Below are 15,295 nucleotides of genomic sequence, written 5' to 3'. Positions count from 1 at the left end.
TATATTTTTAACACTTCAAAACTTAAACAATCAAGATTATGGGATTTGTAAAAGAATTTAAAGAATTCGCTGTTAAAGGGAATGTAATGGACCTTGCAGTAGGGGTTATCATTGGGGGAGCATTCGGTAAAATCGTTACAAGTGTAGTTAACGACGTTATCATGCCTATCGTATCAGCTATTATTGGTACACCAGACTTCTCTAATATGTATTTAGTGTTAAAAGGAGATGCACCTGACGGAGCTCCATTAGCAGCAGCTAGAGGAATTGACGGAAACGTTGTATTTGCGTATGGTAGTTTCATTACTGAAGTTATCAACTTTACTTTATTAGCACTGTGTGTGTTCTTATTAGTTAAAGGAATCAACACATTGAAGAAGAAAGAAGCTGCAGCAGTAGAGGAAGCACCAGCAGGACCACCAGCACCTACTCAAGAAGATCTTTTAGCTGAAATTAGAGATTTATTAAAGAAACAATAAATTAGAATAATCACTAATATTTAAAAGCCGCTCGTTTGAGTGGCTTTTTTTGTAGTATAAAGTAGAGATTACTTCCCTTGAGTAAATGATGTAATGAAGAGTTTTTTATTTCATATATCTTTGCCTTATTAATTAGAGATGAGAATATGCCTTTAATAAAAGAGATAATAGAAGATAATTATAGAGTACTTATCTGGAGAGTAGAAGAGAATCTGGATAATCTTAGAGAGGGTGTTGTACTGCGAGAGGCTACAAAAGAGCGCTTCAGTAAAATGAAATCAGAGGTACATCAAAAAGGCTTTATGGCCGTGAGACATTTGTTAAGTGCTGCTGGGTATTCTGATTTAGATTTGTGTTATGATGAGAATGGTAAACCGTCATTAGTAGATGGTTCTCATATTTCTATATCTCACTCTTTTGAATATGCGTCTATCATAATAGGAACTGAGAATGTAGGAATAGACGTGGAGATGAAAAGAGATAAGATAAAACGCATCGCTAATAAATTCTGTAATACAATAGAATTGGAGTTAGCTACAAACGCACAAAACGAAATAGAGGTGTTAACTGAGGTGTGGTGTGCTAAAGAAGCTATGTTTAAAATGTGTGAATCTCGTAGTCTGAGTTTTAAAGATGATATGAATGTATTGACTGGAGAGAAGCGAGCTATTGTGAATAATGAAATATTTAAACAACTGTTTGAATATAAGCTAATTGATTTAGGTAATTTCGTGTTGGTTTATGCGTTAGAATCAAAATCATAGTATAAATTATAATTTTAATTACTATTTTTGGTAAAAATATAAAAGGAATGGAAAATAATTTTAACAATTTGAATTACATGGTGCCTGTTGCTCAGGAATCTGAGACAGTAAGAGCACAATTTTATAAAAAGACTTATGCTACCCTAGCTATGGGAGTATTAGCTTTTATTATTTTAGAAACTATTATGCTTAATACTCCATTCGTAGTAGAAGGAATGTTTAAGCTTATCGGAATGGGTAAATTCTCATGGCTTATCGTGATTGGTGCTTTTATGGGAATTACTTGGTATGCTCAAAAGTTAGCTGATAATACAACAAATAAGACACAACAGTACGCTGGGTTCTTCTTATATACATTCGCAGAAGCATTAATCTTCGTGCCTATTATGTATATCGCTTTAAGCATGGCACCTAATGGAGCTTTATTAGCTCAAGCTGGTATCTTGACTTTAGCATTATTCGGAGGATTGACAGGAGTAGTATTTGGATCTAGCGTTAATTTCTCATTTATGAGATCTATCCTAACTATTGGATTCTTTTTAGCATTAGGAGTTATCATCGCTGGTATGATCTTCGGATTTGACTTAGGTTTATGGTTCTCATTAGCTATGGTTGGATTAGCATCAGGATCTATCTTATACTCTACTTGGCAGATTAAGAATGAGTACGCAGCGAACCAATACATCCCTGCAGCTCTATCATTATTTGCATCTTTAATGTTATTATTCTGGTACATCCTAAGAATATTAATGAGCAGAAACAACTAATTAGAAAGATAAATTATACATTTGAACCGCGTTCTCTTAGAGAACGCGGTTTTTTTATACAACACACTACTTATGTTTGACTTTTTCTTTGGAGCTTATAAAGAGGCGAGTTCTCTTCAGATAATATTAGAATCAATAGTATTTATATTCGGTATACTGAGTGTATGGTATGCGGGTAAGGAAAATATCTTAGTCTATCCTACAGGTATTATCGCTACTATTATTACAGTTTATTTATTATACGTTATCGGTTATTATGGAGACATGATCTTAAATGGATATTACTCTATCATGAGTGTTTACGGATGGTATAATTGGTCTAGACAGAAAGATGGAGATACAGTGCTTAAGATTAGTCGAACTAATATGCGAGAGAAGGTTAACGGTATTATTATATTCTTTGTGACATTAGTGGTAATCTACGGTGTATATCATTTCTCTGGGAAAGAGATTTTACCCGAAAATTATATAGATATCATCACGTCAGGTATCTTCTTTACGGGGATGTACTATATGGCTTTAAAGAAAATTGAGAACTGGACATTATGGATTATAGGTGATATCGTATCTGTTCCCTTATATGCATATAGAGGATATGGTATTTTAGCAGTACAATTTGCTATCTTTACTGTATTGGCCACGATGGCTTATATCTCGTGGTATAAAACTATAAATAGAGGAAAATGCTTAGAGAAGTAATAGAAAAAGAATTGAGCTTTAAGGCAGTACGCAGTAGTGGTGCTGGAGGTCAGAACGTTAATAAAGTGTCTTCTAAGGTAGTGTTGTCTTGGGACTGTATGAATTCGCAAGGAGTATCTGATGAAGAGCGTACGCTACTGTTAGAACGTCTAAAGAACAGATTTAATAAGGAGGGAGTACTTATCTTAGATGCAGATAATACACGTAGTCAGATTAAGAATAAAGAGATTGTAGTAGACCGTTTCTTTCAATTGTTAGCTATTGGGTTGCACATAGAGAAAGAACGTAGAGAAACTAAGACTCCTCGTCGAGTAATACAGAAGAGAAAAGAGAATAAACAACAGAATTCTTTAAAGAAAGCCTTGAGAAAAAGAGTGTTATAAGTCTAACTGTGTTAAAGAATTTATCTTAATTGAATTGTTGTTTTTCTTTCGAAAAACAGCCTATATTTGTACCATAAATCTCAAAGGGGTGCCGTACGGCTGAGATCATACCCATAGAACCTGGGCAGGTAATGCTGCCAAGGGAGTAAGAACAGTTCTTGCTAGAACTGTTATGGACTAGTGTAATTATTAATTAATAAGAATAATTGCCCCTTTTATTTGTAGATACTTTTTTACGAATGAAAAAAACTTTACTACAATCTTTAGTCTTGACAGCTACCTGTATAGGTGCTACAGCTTACGCTCAAGATAAACAAGTAAAAGATTCTATTCAACAATCAACACTTAACGAAATTGTATTATCTGCTGTTCGTGTGGATGAGAAGACACCTATCGCTTATGCTAACTTGTCTAAGAAGGACTTAGGTAAGCGTAATCTAGGTCAAGATATTCCTACGATGATGTCTTATATGACTTCTGTGGTGACTACTACAGACGCGGGTAATGGGATAGGGTATTCTAGCTTTAGAGTACGTGGATCTGATGCTACTCGTGTCAATGTAACGCTAAATGGTATTCCGTATAACGATGGAGAGTCTCAAGGTTCGTTTTGGGTAAATATGCCTGACTTTACTTCTTCTGTACAGAATTTACAGTTGCAACGTGGAGTAGGAACATCAACTAACGGCTCTGCTGCTTTTGGTGCAAGTCTTAACTTAAAGACAGATGACTATTCTCATGATGCTAATGGAGAAATATCTAATTCTTTTGGTAGTTATAATACTCGAAAGTCTACGGTTAAGTTCAGTACTGGTTTAATCAATGACAAGTTTGAGATTGCAGGTCGTTTGTCTGATATGAAGTCTGATGGATATATCGATAGAGCTTTGTCTAAGATGAAGTCATATTATTTACAAGGGGTGTATGTGGGTGAAACGTCATTAGTAAAAGCTGTAATGTTCGGTGGAAAACAGAGAACTTACCAAGCGTGGAATGGTGTATCTCAGGCGGATATAGATAAGTACGGACGTAGGTATAATCCTGCTGGAAAGTATAAGGATGATCAAGGAAATACACAGTTCTATGATAATGAGACTGATAATTATATACAGACACATTATCAGCTACACTGGAGTGAGAAGTGGTCTTCAGCATGGTCATCTAATGTGTCTCTTCACTATACTAAGGGTGATGGATATTATGAGAATTATAAGACTAACCAAAAGTTTAAGACGTATGGTTTTAATCCTATCGTGGTAGATGGTAAAGAGGTAAATAAGACTGACTTAATTAGACAGAAGAGTTTAGCTAATCATTTCTATGGAATGGTGTTCAATACGAATTATACTGCTGATAAAATAAGTGTAATCGTAGGAGGAGGAGCTAATAAATATGAAGGTGATCACTTCGGTAATGTGTTATGGACTAGAGAACCTGTGAAGCTAACGCCTAATTATGAATACTATAGAGATGATGCTGTAAAGACAGATATGAACTTCTATGCGAAGGCTACTTGGCAGTTCGCTGATAAGTGGAGTTTATATGGAGATATGCAGTATAGACGTGTGACGTATGAGGCTAACGGTATTGAAACAGGTTTAGTAGATGATAAGTTTAACTTCTTTAATCCTAAAGGAGGTATTACATATCAGGTAGATGATTCTAATCAACTGTATTTCTCCTATGCTAAAGGAAATAGAGAGCCTAATCGAAAGGATTATGAAGGTGAAGGAAAGCCTAAGTCTGAGAGTATGGATGATTATGAGCTAGGATGGAGATTTAAAGGGAATAGAGCTACTGTAAATGTGAATGCATATTACATGAAGTATAAGAACCAATTAATCTTAACAGGAGAAATTAATGATGTAGGAGGGATGTTAAGAGCGAATAGTGGGGATAGCTATAGAGCAGGTATTGAGATAGATGCTAATGTACGTGTATTAGATAAGCTATACTGGGCTCCTAGTATGACGATAAGTGCGAATAAGAATAAAAACTTTATGACTACAGTGGATGGACAGGCAGTAAATTTAGGTACTACTAATATTGCGTTCTCACCTGACTTCATCGCATCTAATGCTATTACTTATCTACCAGTAGAGGGAATGAGTGTATCCTTGCTAACTAAATTCGTAGGTGAGCAGTATATGGCTAATCTAGATGCAAAAGAGTCTAAGTTAGATTCTTATTTTATCAATGATCTTAGTGCTACGTATGAGTTTCCTATTAAGGGATGGGTAAGATCAGTAGGAGTATCTGTATTGGCAAATAATATATTTAATGTGAAGTATATGTCTAACGGATATTATGACCCAGAATGGGGACCATCATATTATCCACAGGCAGAGTTTAATATTTTAGCTGGGCTAACTATTAAGTTCTAAATATTATAACCAAGCAATCTAATAGGCTAGATTACTTATAACAAAAAAACACCATAGCGATATGGTGTTTTTTTGTTATAAGTATTAGGTATTTCAGATTAGTTGTACCTAGTTCACTTGCTGTAAATAAGGTATACTTCTTTGCTTTATAGATATGATGTCTAGTAGCGAATTCTTAGTGCTCCATTAGATTCGTATACTGGATAAGGTTTTAGTTGGACATACTTTAATCCAGGAGTCATGGATTGACCTGTGATTAGACTAAACTGCGCCTCTTGTCCATTGTGCTTATCTTTACATTGACAATATACATAGATATCATTTTTCTTCTTTTGAACTAATTTAGAACATGGAGTAGCAGCATTGTGATCAGGGCAGGTTAATTCCCATGCAGAGTAATATCTTACATTATTAACAATCGCAATCCCATTATATCCGTGATTATAGTCAATGTAAGTCCCATTAGGAACACGTAAATCATTTGCAGAAGGGAGGTTCAGATTTAAATCAAAATTAATATTAACTACAGGAATATTTGGGTAGTTATTATCGTTGTTACTCTTACTACAAGAGATAGTTATGACTATGGTAAATAGGATTAGAAATATCTTCTTCATTTTAATAAACTATTTGAAAAACAAATTTAATTATTTAACTTTGACAAATATAACAGAACAGTCAATTATTGATTTAACGAAAAAATAAAAATATCTTTATAGTGAAGAATCCCGTTTTTATGGGATTTTTTCTATTTATATAAACGAGTTAATTATGAGTAAGATTTCGTATTATACTGCGGAAGGTCTTAAGAAACTAAAAGACGAATTAGAGCAGTTGAAAAGTGTGGAGCGTCCAAGAGCATCTCAAGCGATAGCTGATGCAAGGGATAAGGGAGACTTGTCTGAGAATGCAGAGTATGATGCTGCCAAAGAAGCACAAGGATTATTAGAACTAAAGATAGCTAAAGTAGAAGAGGTAGTAGCGAATGCTAGATTAATAGACGAGTCTCAGTTAGATACGTCTAAAGCTTTAGTATTGTCTAAAGTAAAAATTAGGAACCAAGCTAATGGTATGGAGATTACCTATACATTAGTAGCAGAAAGCGAAGCTGATCTTAAAGCTGGAAAGATTTCTGTAACTTCACCTATCGGAAGAGGGTTGTTAGGAAAATCAGTAGGAGATGTAGCAGAGATACAGGTTCCTAATGGTACGATGAAGTTTGAGCTTCTTGAGATTTCTAGAGACTAATTAAAATATATATATTATGAGTTCTATTTTCACTAAAATCATTACTGGAGAGATTCCTGCTTATAAAGTAGCTGAGGATGATAACTTCTTAGCATTCTTAGATATCAATCCTAATGCTAAAGGACATACGTTATGTATTCCAAAAAAGGAAATCAATAAGATTTTTGATATGGAAGAGGATCATTATATGGAATTGATGAAGTTCTCTCGTAAGGTGGCTAAAGCACTTGAATTAGCAGTGCCTTGTAAAAGGATCGGTATGGCTGTAGTAGGGCTAGAAGTACCTCATGTACATGTACATCTAATACCTCTACAAGAGATGGATGATATGCGATTCACTAAGAAAGAAAAGTTAACTCCAGAGGAATTCACAGATGTAGCTAAAGCTATTAGTAGTCATCTATAAGACTACTCATTATAAAACAAAAAAGGTTGCACTGATATTAGTGCAACCTTTTTTTGTTATAAGTAATACAGAATGTGGTTCCTTTACCTACTTCTGATTGTGTTACTTTTATCTTTCCGTTTTGGAAGTCTTCTACTATCCGTTTTGTTAATGATAATCCTAGACCCCATCCACGTTTCTTAGTGGTGTATCCTGGCTCGAAGATCTTTTTGAGTACTTTCTTCGGTATACCGCTACCAGAGTCTGTGATAAAGATGTTTACAGCCTTAGGTGTGTCTTGGATATGGATATCTAATTTTCCTTTCCCTTTCATGGCATCTATAGCATTCTTGATTAAGTTCTCTATGGTCCAACTGTGTAACTCTTTGTTAAGAGGTATCATGATTTCATAATCAGGACTATCCATAGTGAATAGGACTTGCTTAGAATTTCTGATAGAGAAGTAGTCAAATGTCTTACGGGTTTCGGCTATGATGTCTACATCAGTTAGTTTAGGTATAGAACCTATCTTAGAAAAACGGTCTGCGATAATCTGTAGCTTCTTTACGTCTTTCTCTATTTCTTCTGTGATATCTGGACTAATATTGTCTAGTCTCATAATTTCTATCCATCCTAGTAGTGAGGAAAGAGGTGTACCTATCTGGTGAGCAGTTTCTTTAGCCATACCAGTCCACAGTTTGTTTTGAGTAGCTACTTTATTACTTCTGTAGAAGTAAAATAATAAGACAGTGAAAAACAAGAAAATCAATACTAGGGTCACTGGATAATATTTCAGTTTAGTTAGCAGTGAAGAGTTACCATAGTAGACATACTGTGTTTGCTTACCTACTTTTAGTATGATAGGAGGGTTCTGTGATTTTAGTTTTCGCAGTAGAGCTTGTTTTTTCTCTATAGTATTGACTACATGTTCGTCTATGTTATTTAATGCTAGGATACTGTCGTTGACATCTGTCTGTATGATAGGAATAGTTTTATTCTCCATCATGATTAGAAATGGTAAGGATACGTCTGCTTCTATAGAAGTGGCTATATCTAAAGTGTTAAGTGCCTCTGCCCATATTTTCATTTTAGTTCTTTCTTCTGTTTTATAGGTTTGAAAGAAGGAATAAGTGTTCCACAGAATGACTAATAGGGTTATCAGTGCGGCAGTGATTACTGACCAGCGAAATATTTCTTTCTTATTTCTCAAGTTTTGAAATGGTTTAGTAATGAGAATTAAAAGTAATTAAAATAAATGAATTGATTTTGCTTTAATGTGGTATTAAAAATTTTATCGTTCTTAAAAGCTTTTGTAACTTTACTTTTCTTCAATTATGAAATATATGAAATCATTAGAACCTAAAGATATATCTGTAGTAGAACTACAACGATTAATGCAAACGTCTATAGGACCTCGTCCTATAGCTTTAGCTAGTACTGTGGATGCTGATGGAAGACCTAATCTGTCTCCATTTAGCTTCTTTAATATGGTGAGTACTAATCCACCTATATTGGTGTTCTCTCCGTCTAGAAGAGTGAGAGATAATACGAATAAACATACTCTGTTTAATGTTCAAGGTAACCTTCAGGTAGTGATTAATGTGGTAACTTATGATATGGTACAACAGACATCTCTATCGAGTACTGAATATCAGGATGGGGTGAACGAGTTTATAAAATCGGGATTGACTATGGTGCCTTCTGATATAGTGAAACCATTCAGAGTGAAGGAGAGTCCTGTACAATATGAATGTGTAGTACAGGAAGTGATAGGTCTAGGAAATGAAGGAGGAGCAGGTAATTTAGTTATCTGTGAAGTAGTGAAAATACATGTAAACGAAGATGTACTAGATGAAAATGGGCAAATAGATCAACATAAGATAGACTTAGTGGCTCGTATGGGAGCTAATTGGTATACACGTGCTAATGAAGGGATATTCGAGGTAGAAAAACCGTTGACTACACTTGGTTTAGGGGTAGATGCATTACCAACTGGTGTGGTAGAGAGTGGCGTGTTCTCGGGTAATGATTTGGGTGTTTTAGGTAATATAGAACAGTTGCCTAGCAAAGATGAGGTGCTAAGTTTTGTAAATTCTAATGTTGAATTAAAAGAAATATTGACATCTAAGAATCAAATCAATAAATTTAAATTAGCAAAAAAATATTTAGAAGAAAATAATGTACCTTTGGCTTGGAAAACAATTTTAGCCGAATAGATTGTAATTAAAAATAGAGATTAAAATGGAAGTTACAGGAAGAATCAAACTAATTGGACACATACAAGATATTAGTTCATCATTTAGAAAAAGAGAAGTAGTAGTAACTACTGAAGAGCAATATCCTCAACATATTATGATTGAGTTTACTCAAGATAAAGTGAACTTATTAGACTCTTATCAAGTAGGTGAGCAAGTTAGAGTTTCTATTAATTTGAGAGGAAGAGAGTGGCAAAGTCCACAGGGAGAAATGAGATACTTTAATACAATTCAAGGGTGGAGAATAGAACATATGATGCCTGCTCAACAAGGTGGTAATATGGGACAAAACCAACAACCTTACATGGGACAACAAGATAATATGCAGTCTCAATATGGTAATGCTGGTATGCAACAACAGTCTAACCAACAACAAGGTTTTGCTCAAAATAACCAAGCGCAACAACAAGGTGGATTTAATCAAAATCAACAACAAGGTTTCGCTCAAAATAATCAAGGTCAACAAGCAGGAGGATTTAACCAAAACCAACAGTTTAATCAACAACAAGGTTTTGCTCAAAATAACCAAGCACAACAACAAGGCGGGTTTAACCAAAACCAACAAGGTTTTAACCAAGGACAAAGTAATATGGGACAACAGTTTCCTCCAGCTTCTAGCTATATGGAGGAAGATCACGATGATCTACCATTCTAAAAATATTCTTTTAACTGTCCCTAGGAGTATTCTTAGGGACTTTTTTTTAGTATTATGATATCAATTTTAGATAGTAACTATTTATATTTTCCGGCTGTGGAGAACACCCACGAGTCAGGTATATTAGCATTAGGTGGTGATCTATCTGCGAATAGATTAATACTAGCTTATAAGTCAGGTATATTTCCTTGGTTTGAAGATGGAGAACCTATTACTTGGTGGTCTCCTAGTATGCGTATGGTTTTAGAGCCACATGAAGTGCATATTTCTAAAAGTATGCGTAATGTACTGAAGAAAGATCAGTTTACAGTGACTTTCAATACTTGCTTTGCTGATGTGATTAGCAATTGTCAGAATGCTAAACGCGATGGACAATTGGGAACATGGATTACAGATGATATGATAGATGCATATTGTAATCTACATAGACTAGGTTTAGCTCAGTCTGTTGAAGTATGGCTAGAAGGAGAACTTGTAGGTGGCTTATATGGCGTAGATATGAAACCAGTATTCTGCGGAGAGAGTATGTTCTCCTTTGTACCAAATGCTAGTAAAGTTGCTTTTATTTATCTATGTGAGTATCTACAAAAGAAAAAATACTCACTTCTAGATTGTCAGGTGTATAATGATCACCTAAGCTCTTTAGGAGCTTACGAAATACCTAGAGAGGTGTATATGGAGTATCTTCCTAAAAAGTAAGTTAGGTATATCTTAGTTTATTTATTTCCCAAGTTAATGTATTAAGTATTAGTAATTGGCCACTTAGTGTGGGTAATTCTAGTATTGCTTTTAATGTTTCGTGTGCCACAATAGTACCTATAATTCCTGGAAAAGTACCTAATACTCCGTTTAGGTTACAGTTAGGAACATCTTCTACTGCAGGTGGTTCAGGAAATAGGTTACGTAGATTAGGAGAGCCTTTGTGGTTAAATACACTAATCTGCCCTTCGAATCCGAATATTGTTCCAGATACTAGTGTTTTGTTTAGTAATACACATGTATCGTTGACTAGATAACGTGTGGAAAAATTATCACTTCCATCTACGATAATATCATAATGTCTTAATATCTGTTCAGCATTGTTTGTATTGAGTTTTTGATTATAGACAGTGAAGTTTATATGTGGATTAATCTGTTTGATGCGCTGATAGGCAACTGCTGTTTTATTTTGATTGATATCTTCTTCAGTAAATAATATTTGACGATGTAGATTGTGTTGTTCTATTGTATCAAAGTCAACTACTGCAAGTGTGCCCACGCCACAACTCGATAAGTATGTAAGTACTGGAGAACCTAATCCTCCAGCACCTATTACTAATACTTTAGCTTGTTTTATCTTCATTTGACCTTCTACACCTACTTCTGTTAGATTCATTTGTCTGCTGTACCTTAAAAAATCAGTAGTATCCATATTGTAATGTTTTAGTTATTGATATGCTTTATCCCAGTCTTTCCATACTGGTTCATAACCTGCCTTTTTGATTAAAGAATATATTTCGGCTGTAGTTCTGTTATCACAGATTTCAAATTGTTCTAAAGAATCTTCATCAACACTATATCCACCTGGATTAGTCTTAGAACCTGCGCTCATCGTAGTAGCTCCTAGTTTGAAGACATTATTTCTCAGTATTTCACTTTCTCTAGTTGATATCGATATTTCTAAGTCTTCATTCCATATTCTATAGGCACACATAAGTTGTATTAGATCTTTATCTTCCATAATGAAGTTCGGTTCTATCACACCTTCGGCAGGCCTTAATCGTGGAAAAGAAACAGAGTATTTGGTTTGCCAATAGGTCTTTTGTAAATAATCGATGTGTAGTGCATTAAAGAAACTGTCTACTCGCCAATCTTCTAATCCTAGCAGTACTCCGAGTCCTATCTTATGTATACCTGCTCTGCCTATTCTATCAGGAGTGTCAAGTCTATATTCGAAGTTAGATTTCTTCCCTTTAGGGTGATATTGTTTGTATACTTCTTTGTGATAGGTTTCTTGATACACTAATACCGCATAGACACCTAGTTCTGCTAATTGTTCATATTCGTCTTGTTTTAACGGCTGTACTTCTATAGATATGGTAGAGAAAGACTGTTGTATCTGTTGAATACTCTGTTTGAAGTAGTTGATATTAACGATGTGATTAGCTTCACCTGTGACTAATAGTATGTGATCATATCCTTGACTTTTAATTACTGATACTTCTTGTTCTATTTCTTTTGGAGTCAGTGTTTTTCTCCTAATGTTGTTGTCTAAACTAAACCCGCAATAAGTGCAGATATTATTACACTCATTGCTTAAATACATAGGAGCGTAAAGTGATATGGTTTTACCAAATCTCTTTTGAGTAAGTTGTTGGCTTAGCTGTGCCATCTGCTCTAAGTATGGTGAAGCAGCAGGAGAGATGAGATGTAAAAAATCTGTAAGTGTTTTTTTGGGTTGTTGAAGACTTTGTTCTACTTGAAAAGAAGTTGTGTTATATATTGTTCTTTTGACTTCTTCCCAATTGTATTGTTCATAAGTATGGATAAAAGACATAGTTATTCTAATAAAAATGCGGTTAAAGGACTTGAGGCGTTAGCATGACTTGCAATAGGAGGTAGTTTGGCTTCATAGGCAAGTCTACCTGCCTGTACAGCAAGTTTAAAAGCTTCAGCCATTTGTACAGGATTACCTGCTACTGCTATTGCTGTGTTCACTAGCACAGCATCAGCACCTATTTCCATAGCTCTAGCTGCATCAGATGGGGCTCCTATACCTGCATCTACAATAACAGGTACTTTACTGTTCTCAATTATTATTTCTAAGAAATCTATTGTTTTTAGGCCTTTATTAGTACCTATAGGTGCTCCTAAGGGCATAACAGCAGCTGTACCTACATCTTCTAGTCTTTTGCACAATACGGGATCAGCGTGTATATATGGAAGTATAATGAAATCGAGTTTAGCTAATTCTTCTGTAGCCTTTAGTGTTTCTATAGGATCAGGTAGAAGGTATTTAGGGTCAGGGTGTATCTCAAGCTTCAGCCAGTTAGTTTCTAATGCCTCTCTAGCTAACTGAGCAGCAAAGATCGCTTCCTTAGCATTTCTAGCTCCAGAAGTATTAGGCAATAGATTAATATGCGGATGGTGTAGATGAGAAAGTATAGCATCTGTATCTGTTGAGGTATCAATGCGCTTAAGGGCTACAGTGACTAACTCACTTTCAGAAGCTAGTGTTGCCTGTTCCATCTCTAGGTTAGAGCCATATTTACCTGTGCCTAAGAACAGTCTAGATTGGAAAGTCTTGTCTGCTATTTTGAGTGGTTGTATGTTCATATTAGTATGCTGTTTAGTTGTTGTATTAGTGTTTGTTTGTCTTGACTGTGTTGAAGTAATCCTGATATGGCTATACCATGTATTCCTGTTTGTTTTAAGGCGCGTACATCCTCTAGTTGTATTCCTCCTATAGCTATAATGGGAATGTTTATATCTGTGTCTCTCATTTGCTTGATTAACTTACTATATCCACTTAAACCTAGTATAGGACTTAGTTGTTGTTTGGTAGATGTAAATTGATATGGTCCAAGGCCTATATAATCACAACCTTCGTAATGTCTGAGCAATATATCTTCAAATGTATTAGCTGTACCACCTATGATTTTGTTAGGTAGATATTCTCTAGCCTGAGTGATGCTCAAATCTGTTAGTCCTAAGTGTACACCATCCGCATCTATAGCTTTAGCCAAGTCTACATAATCATTAATAATTAGGGTGGCATTATATTGTTGACAAAGTTTTTTTACTTGTTCTGCAGTTTGCCAAAGCGTTGTACTAGTTGTGTTTTTAAATCTGTATTGTACCCACTGCTGTCCTGCAGCAAGAACAGATTCGATGTGATACAACTGTTCTTGTGGAGTATCACCATGACTGATGTATTGTATTTTATTTAGCATGATATCCAAGTAATGTGTGGTTAGAATTGAGGAATGACTCGATATATAGTTTAGCAGTTTGTATGGCTTCTAATACGGTATATCCTTTTGCGATATTAGCTGTAATAACTGAAGAAAGAACACAGCCAGAACCGTGTTTTGGGTAATCTGAAAGTGTTGTTGGAGCTATAGTTTGTATATGTTCTTTATGGATATAATAGTCAAAGCCTAAAGCGTTAGGATTATGTCCTCCTTTTAGTAGTACATCACAGTATAGACTCAAGGTTTGAGCTTTCTGGATAGCATCATCTTTATTCGTTATTAGCTGATGTATCTCTAAATAATTTGGAGTGATAAGGTCTATCTGTTTTAGTACTGTTGTTAGTAATTCAGAGGTATCTAATTCAGTAAAATCAAATCCACTAGAGGAACGCAATACAGGGTCCCATACTATGACTGTCGTAGGAGATAGTTTCTTGATTAAAGTGATACAATGTTGTAAGACATCTAGGTCTTTGATAATACCTATCTTAATAGCTGAGATAGTATAAGTCTTTAGTAATGTTTCTAATTGTTTTATCAAATACCTATTATCTTCCCATTGGACACTACTAAAACTATCTTCAGTTTGTATTGTATTAGCTGACAGTACAGCCATCGGATATACGTTAGCTTGTTCAAATGTTCTAACATCAGCTAAAACCCCAGCACCACTTGTAGGGTCAAAACCTGCTATTGCCAATGCAATTGGTCGTAATGTTGACATAATTCAAATTGTTTTAAAGGTTGGTCTGCTTCCCATATAGTTCCTAGTAAAGCATAGTCATCAAACCCCATTGTCTTGAGTTCTTTTATTCGATAAGGTGTAATACCTCCTAATGCAACTAAGGTTGTATTAAAGTTTGTTCTCAGTCGTATCTCTTCTGTCCAATTTATTGATGAGGAATATCCTTTTTTAGAGATACTCGGATAGATGGGACTAATAAACACTCTTTCTATAGTTGTTGATAACTTATTAACTTCAGTTATACAGTGAACAGATGTTGATAACTTAGGTAGTTTATACTTGTAGTTATTAACAAATGAACAATTATCTGTTGATAAGTGTGTATAAGTACTGTTTAAATTGTTGATAAGTGCTATATATTGTTCAAAAAACCATTCTTTATTGTTGATAACTATGTTTGGTATGTGAATAACTAGACTTTGATGATAGCAATTATCAATGTTTTTTACCCATAATCGTAGCTCATTTATATCCATATTTGGTTTGCGGACATGAAGTAAAGACAAGCCTTTTTCAAACATTTTGTTGATAAGGCTTGCTTCATTTACCATGGGAGTAGGAGACGTTATAACCACCAT

19 protein-coding genes are annotated in these 15,295 nt (G+C 34.9%); 11 read left to right on the top strand and 8 right to left on the bottom strand.

Annotated features, from left to right (window positions below; translation table 11 throughout):
- Positions 1-38: 38 nt before the first annotated feature.
- The 6 genes from mscL (at position 39) to BMX53_RS01435 (ending at position 5,476) form a co-directional block, all read left to right on the top strand.
- Positions 39-479, top strand: coding sequence for a large conductance mechanosensitive channel protein MscL (gene mscL, locus BMX53_RS01460; protein ID WP_038984975.1), 441 nt, complete (start codon positions 39-41; stop codon positions 477-479).
- 146 nt (positions 480-625) lie between these two features.
- The gene (locus BMX53_RS01455; RefSeq protein WP_074744286.1) at positions 626-1,243 is read left to right on the top strand and encodes a 4'-phosphopantetheinyl transferase family protein; all 618 of its coding nucleotides are present in this window, start codon (positions 626-628) and stop codon (positions 1,241-1,243) included.
- A gap of 47 nt (positions 1,244-1,290) precedes the next feature.
- Positions 1,291-2,010 (top strand): Bax inhibitor-1/YccA family protein, encoded by a 720-nt coding sequence (locus tag BMX53_RS01450; RefSeq protein ID WP_038984971.1) that lies wholly within the window; start codon positions 1,291-1,293, stop codon positions 2,008-2,010.
- A gap of 72 nt (positions 2,011-2,082) precedes the next feature.
- On the top strand, positions 2,083-2,709 hold the full coding sequence (gene pnuC, locus BMX53_RS01445) for a nicotinamide riboside transporter PnuC (protein ID WP_074744284.1): 627 nt from the start codon (positions 2,083-2,085) through the stop codon (positions 2,707-2,709).
- Entirely contained in the window at positions 2,694-3,092 is a 399-nt protein-coding gene (gene arfB, locus BMX53_RS01440) for an alternative ribosome rescue aminoacyl-tRNA hydrolase ArfB (protein WP_074744282.1), read from the top strand. Before pnuC ends, arfB begins: the two co-directional genes overlap by 16 nt.
- A gap of 239 nt (positions 3,093-3,331) precedes the next feature.
- Positions 3,332-5,476, top strand: a complete 2,145-nt coding sequence (locus tag BMX53_RS01435; protein WP_074744280.1) for a TonB-dependent receptor — start codon at positions 3,332-3,334, stop codon at positions 5,474-5,476.
- A 161-nt stretch (positions 5,477-5,637) separates the two neighbouring features.
- Here the strand turns inward: BMX53_RS01435 and BMX53_RS01430 are convergent, their stop codons facing one another.
- Positions 5,638-6,093: a hypothetical protein gene (locus BMX53_RS01430; protein ID WP_074744278.1), complete on the bottom strand. Its 456-nt coding sequence runs from the start codon at positions 6,091-6,093 to the stop codon at positions 5,638-5,640.
- Positions 6,094-6,247: 154 nt separating this feature from the next.
- On the opposite strand from BMX53_RS01430, the gene greA reads away from it, so the two are divergent.
- Both greA and BMX53_RS01420 read left to right on the top strand, forming a co-directional pair.
- On the top strand, positions 6,248-6,724 hold the full coding sequence (gene greA, locus BMX53_RS01425) for a transcription elongation factor GreA (protein ID WP_074744276.1): 477 nt from the start codon (positions 6,248-6,250) through the stop codon (positions 6,722-6,724).
- Between the two features lie 16 nt (positions 6,725-6,740).
- Positions 6,741-7,130 (top strand): HIT family protein, encoded by a 390-nt coding sequence (locus BMX53_RS01420; RefSeq protein ID WP_038984960.1) that lies wholly within the window; start codon positions 6,741-6,743, stop codon positions 7,128-7,130.
- 37 nt (positions 7,131-7,167) lie between these two features.
- Here the strand turns inward: BMX53_RS01420 and BMX53_RS01415 are convergent, their stop codons facing one another.
- Positions 7,168-8,319, bottom strand: a complete 1,152-nt coding sequence (locus BMX53_RS01415; RefSeq protein WP_074744274.1) for a sensor histidine kinase — start codon at positions 8,317-8,319, stop codon at positions 7,168-7,170.
- Between the two features lie 133 nt (positions 8,320-8,452).
- On the opposite strand from BMX53_RS01415, the gene BMX53_RS01410 reads away from it, so the two are divergent.
- Genes BMX53_RS01410 through aat form a run of 3 tightly spaced genes read left to right on the top strand, consistent with a single transcriptional unit; the run spans position 8,453 to position 10,718 of the window.
- Positions 8,453-9,325 (top strand): flavin reductase family protein, encoded by an 873-nt coding sequence (locus BMX53_RS01410; protein WP_074744390.1) that lies wholly within the window; start codon positions 8,453-8,455, stop codon positions 9,323-9,325.
- A gap of 25 nt (positions 9,326-9,350) precedes the next feature.
- On the top strand, positions 9,351-10,019 hold the full coding sequence (locus BMX53_RS01405; RefSeq protein ID WP_074744272.1) for a DUF3127 domain-containing protein: 669 nt from the start codon (positions 9,351-9,353) through the stop codon (positions 10,017-10,019).
- 54 nt (positions 10,020-10,073) lie between these two features.
- The gene (gene aat, locus BMX53_RS01400; protein ID WP_074744269.1) at positions 10,074-10,718 is read left to right on the top strand and encodes a leucyl/phenylalanyl-tRNA--protein transferase; all 645 of its coding nucleotides are present in this window, start codon (positions 10,074-10,076) and stop codon (positions 10,716-10,718) included.
- A 1-nt stretch (position 10,719) separates the two neighbouring features.
- Here the strand turns inward: aat and BMX53_RS01395 are convergent, their stop codons facing one another.
- From BMX53_RS01395 to BMX53_RS01370, 6 genes are read right to left on the bottom strand one after another with little or no spacing between them, the layout of a single operon-like run.
- Positions 10,720-11,430, bottom strand: coding sequence for a HesA/MoeB/ThiF family protein (locus tag BMX53_RS01395; RefSeq protein WP_074744267.1), 711 nt, complete (start codon positions 11,428-11,430; stop codon positions 10,720-10,722).
- 15 nt (positions 11,431-11,445) lie between these two features.
- Positions 11,446-12,555 (bottom strand): 2-iminoacetate synthase ThiH, encoded by a 1,110-nt coding sequence (gene thiH / locus BMX53_RS01390; RefSeq protein WP_074744265.1) that lies wholly within the window; start codon positions 12,553-12,555, stop codon positions 11,446-11,448.
- A gap of 2 nt (positions 12,556-12,557) precedes the next feature.
- Positions 12,558-13,334 (bottom strand): thiazole synthase, encoded by a 777-nt coding sequence (locus BMX53_RS01385; protein ID WP_074744263.1) that lies wholly within the window; start codon positions 13,332-13,334, stop codon positions 12,558-12,560.
- The gene (locus BMX53_RS01380; RefSeq protein WP_074744261.1) at positions 13,331-13,951 is read right to left on the bottom strand and encodes a thiamine phosphate synthase; all 621 of its coding nucleotides are present in this window, start codon (positions 13,949-13,951) and stop codon (positions 13,331-13,333) included. Before BMX53_RS01380 ends, BMX53_RS01385 begins: the two co-directional genes overlap by 4 nt.
- The gene (locus tag BMX53_RS01375; protein WP_074744259.1) at positions 13,941-14,696 is read right to left on the bottom strand and encodes a hydroxymethylpyrimidine/phosphomethylpyrimidine kinase; all 756 of its coding nucleotides are present in this window, start codon (positions 14,694-14,696) and stop codon (positions 13,941-13,943) included. The genes BMX53_RS01380 and BMX53_RS01375 overlap by 11 nt, the downstream gene beginning before the upstream one ends.
- Complete coding sequence (locus tag BMX53_RS01370) at positions 14,663-15,295, bottom strand: thiamine phosphate synthase (RefSeq protein ID WP_074744257.1); 633 nt, start codon at positions 15,293-15,295, stop codon at positions 14,663-14,665. Before BMX53_RS01370 ends, BMX53_RS01375 begins: the two co-directional genes overlap by 34 nt.

The organism is Myroides marinus (assembly GCF_900109075.1).
GTDB classification, from domain to species: domain Bacteria; phylum Bacteroidota; class Bacteroidia; order Flavobacteriales; family Flavobacteriaceae; genus Flavobacterium; species Flavobacterium marinum_A.
Note: the sequence above shows the minus strand (reverse complement) of the source record. Positions and strands in the feature narration are given on the sequence as shown.

What these genes read in the sequence shown, in the direction of transcription:
- BMX53_RS01375 (WP_074744259.1), bottom strand. Translation starts at nt 14,696, where the DNA reads ATGTCAACATTACGACCAATTGCATTGGCAATAGCAGGTTTTGACCCT.
- BMX53_RS01405 (WP_074744272.1), top strand. Translation starts at nt 9,351, where the DNA reads ATGGAAGTTACAGGAAGAATCAAACTAATTGGACACATACAAGATATT.
- pnuC (WP_074744284.1), top strand. Translation starts at nt 2,083, where the DNA reads ATGTTTGACTTTTTCTTTGGAGCTTATAAAGAGGCGAGTTCTCTTCAG.
- BMX53_RS01370 (WP_074744257.1), bottom strand. Translation starts at nt 15,295, where the DNA reads ATGGTGGTTATAACGTCTCCTACTCCCATGGTAAATGAAGCAAGCCTT.
- BMX53_RS01410 (WP_074744390.1), top strand. Translation starts at nt 8,453, where the DNA reads ATGAAATCATTAGAACCTAAAGATATATCTGTAGTAGAACTACAACGA.
- greA (WP_074744276.1), top strand. Translation starts at nt 6,248, where the DNA reads ATGAGTAAGATTTCGTATTATACTGCGGAAGGTCTTAAGAAACTAAAA.
- mscL (WP_038984975.1), top strand. Translation starts at nt 39, where the DNA reads ATGGGATTTGTAAAAGAATTTAAAGAATTCGCTGTTAAAGGGAATGTA.
- BMX53_RS01395 (WP_074744267.1), bottom strand. Translation starts at nt 11,430, where the DNA reads ATGGATACTACTGATTTTTTAAGGTACAGCAGACAAATGAATCTAACA.
- BMX53_RS01455 (WP_074744286.1), top strand. Translation starts at nt 626, where the DNA reads ATGCCTTTAATAAAAGAGATAATAGAAGATAATTATAGAGTACTTATC.
- BMX53_RS01435 (WP_074744280.1), top strand. Translation starts at nt 3,332, where the DNA reads ATGAAAAAAACTTTACTACAATCTTTAGTCTTGACAGCTACCTGTATA.
- BMX53_RS01380 (WP_074744261.1), bottom strand. Translation starts at nt 13,951, where the DNA reads ATGCTAAATAAAATACAATACATCAGTCATGGTGATACTCCACAAGAA.
- BMX53_RS01450 (WP_038984971.1), top strand. Translation starts at nt 1,291, where the DNA reads ATGGAAAATAATTTTAACAATTTGAATTACATGGTGCCTGTTGCTCAG.
- aat (WP_074744269.1), top strand. Translation starts at nt 10,074, where the DNA reads ATGATATCAATTTTAGATAGTAACTATTTATATTTTCCGGCTGTGGAG.
- BMX53_RS01385 (WP_074744263.1), bottom strand. Translation starts at nt 13,334, where the DNA reads ATGAACATACAACCACTCAAAATAGCAGACAAGACTTTCCAATCTAGA.
- arfB (WP_074744282.1), top strand. Translation starts at nt 2,694, where the DNA reads ATGCTTAGAGAAGTAATAGAAAAAGAATTGAGCTTTAAGGCAGTACGC.
- BMX53_RS01420 (WP_038984960.1), top strand. Translation starts at nt 6,741, where the DNA reads ATGAGTTCTATTTTCACTAAAATCATTACTGGAGAGATTCCTGCTTAT.
- thiH (WP_074744265.1), bottom strand. Translation starts at nt 12,555, where the DNA reads ATGTCTTTTATCCATACTTATGAACAATACAATTGGGAAGAAGTCAAA.
- BMX53_RS01430 (WP_074744278.1), bottom strand. Translation starts at nt 6,093, where the DNA reads ATGAAGAAGATATTTCTAATCCTATTTACCATAGTCATAACTATCTCT.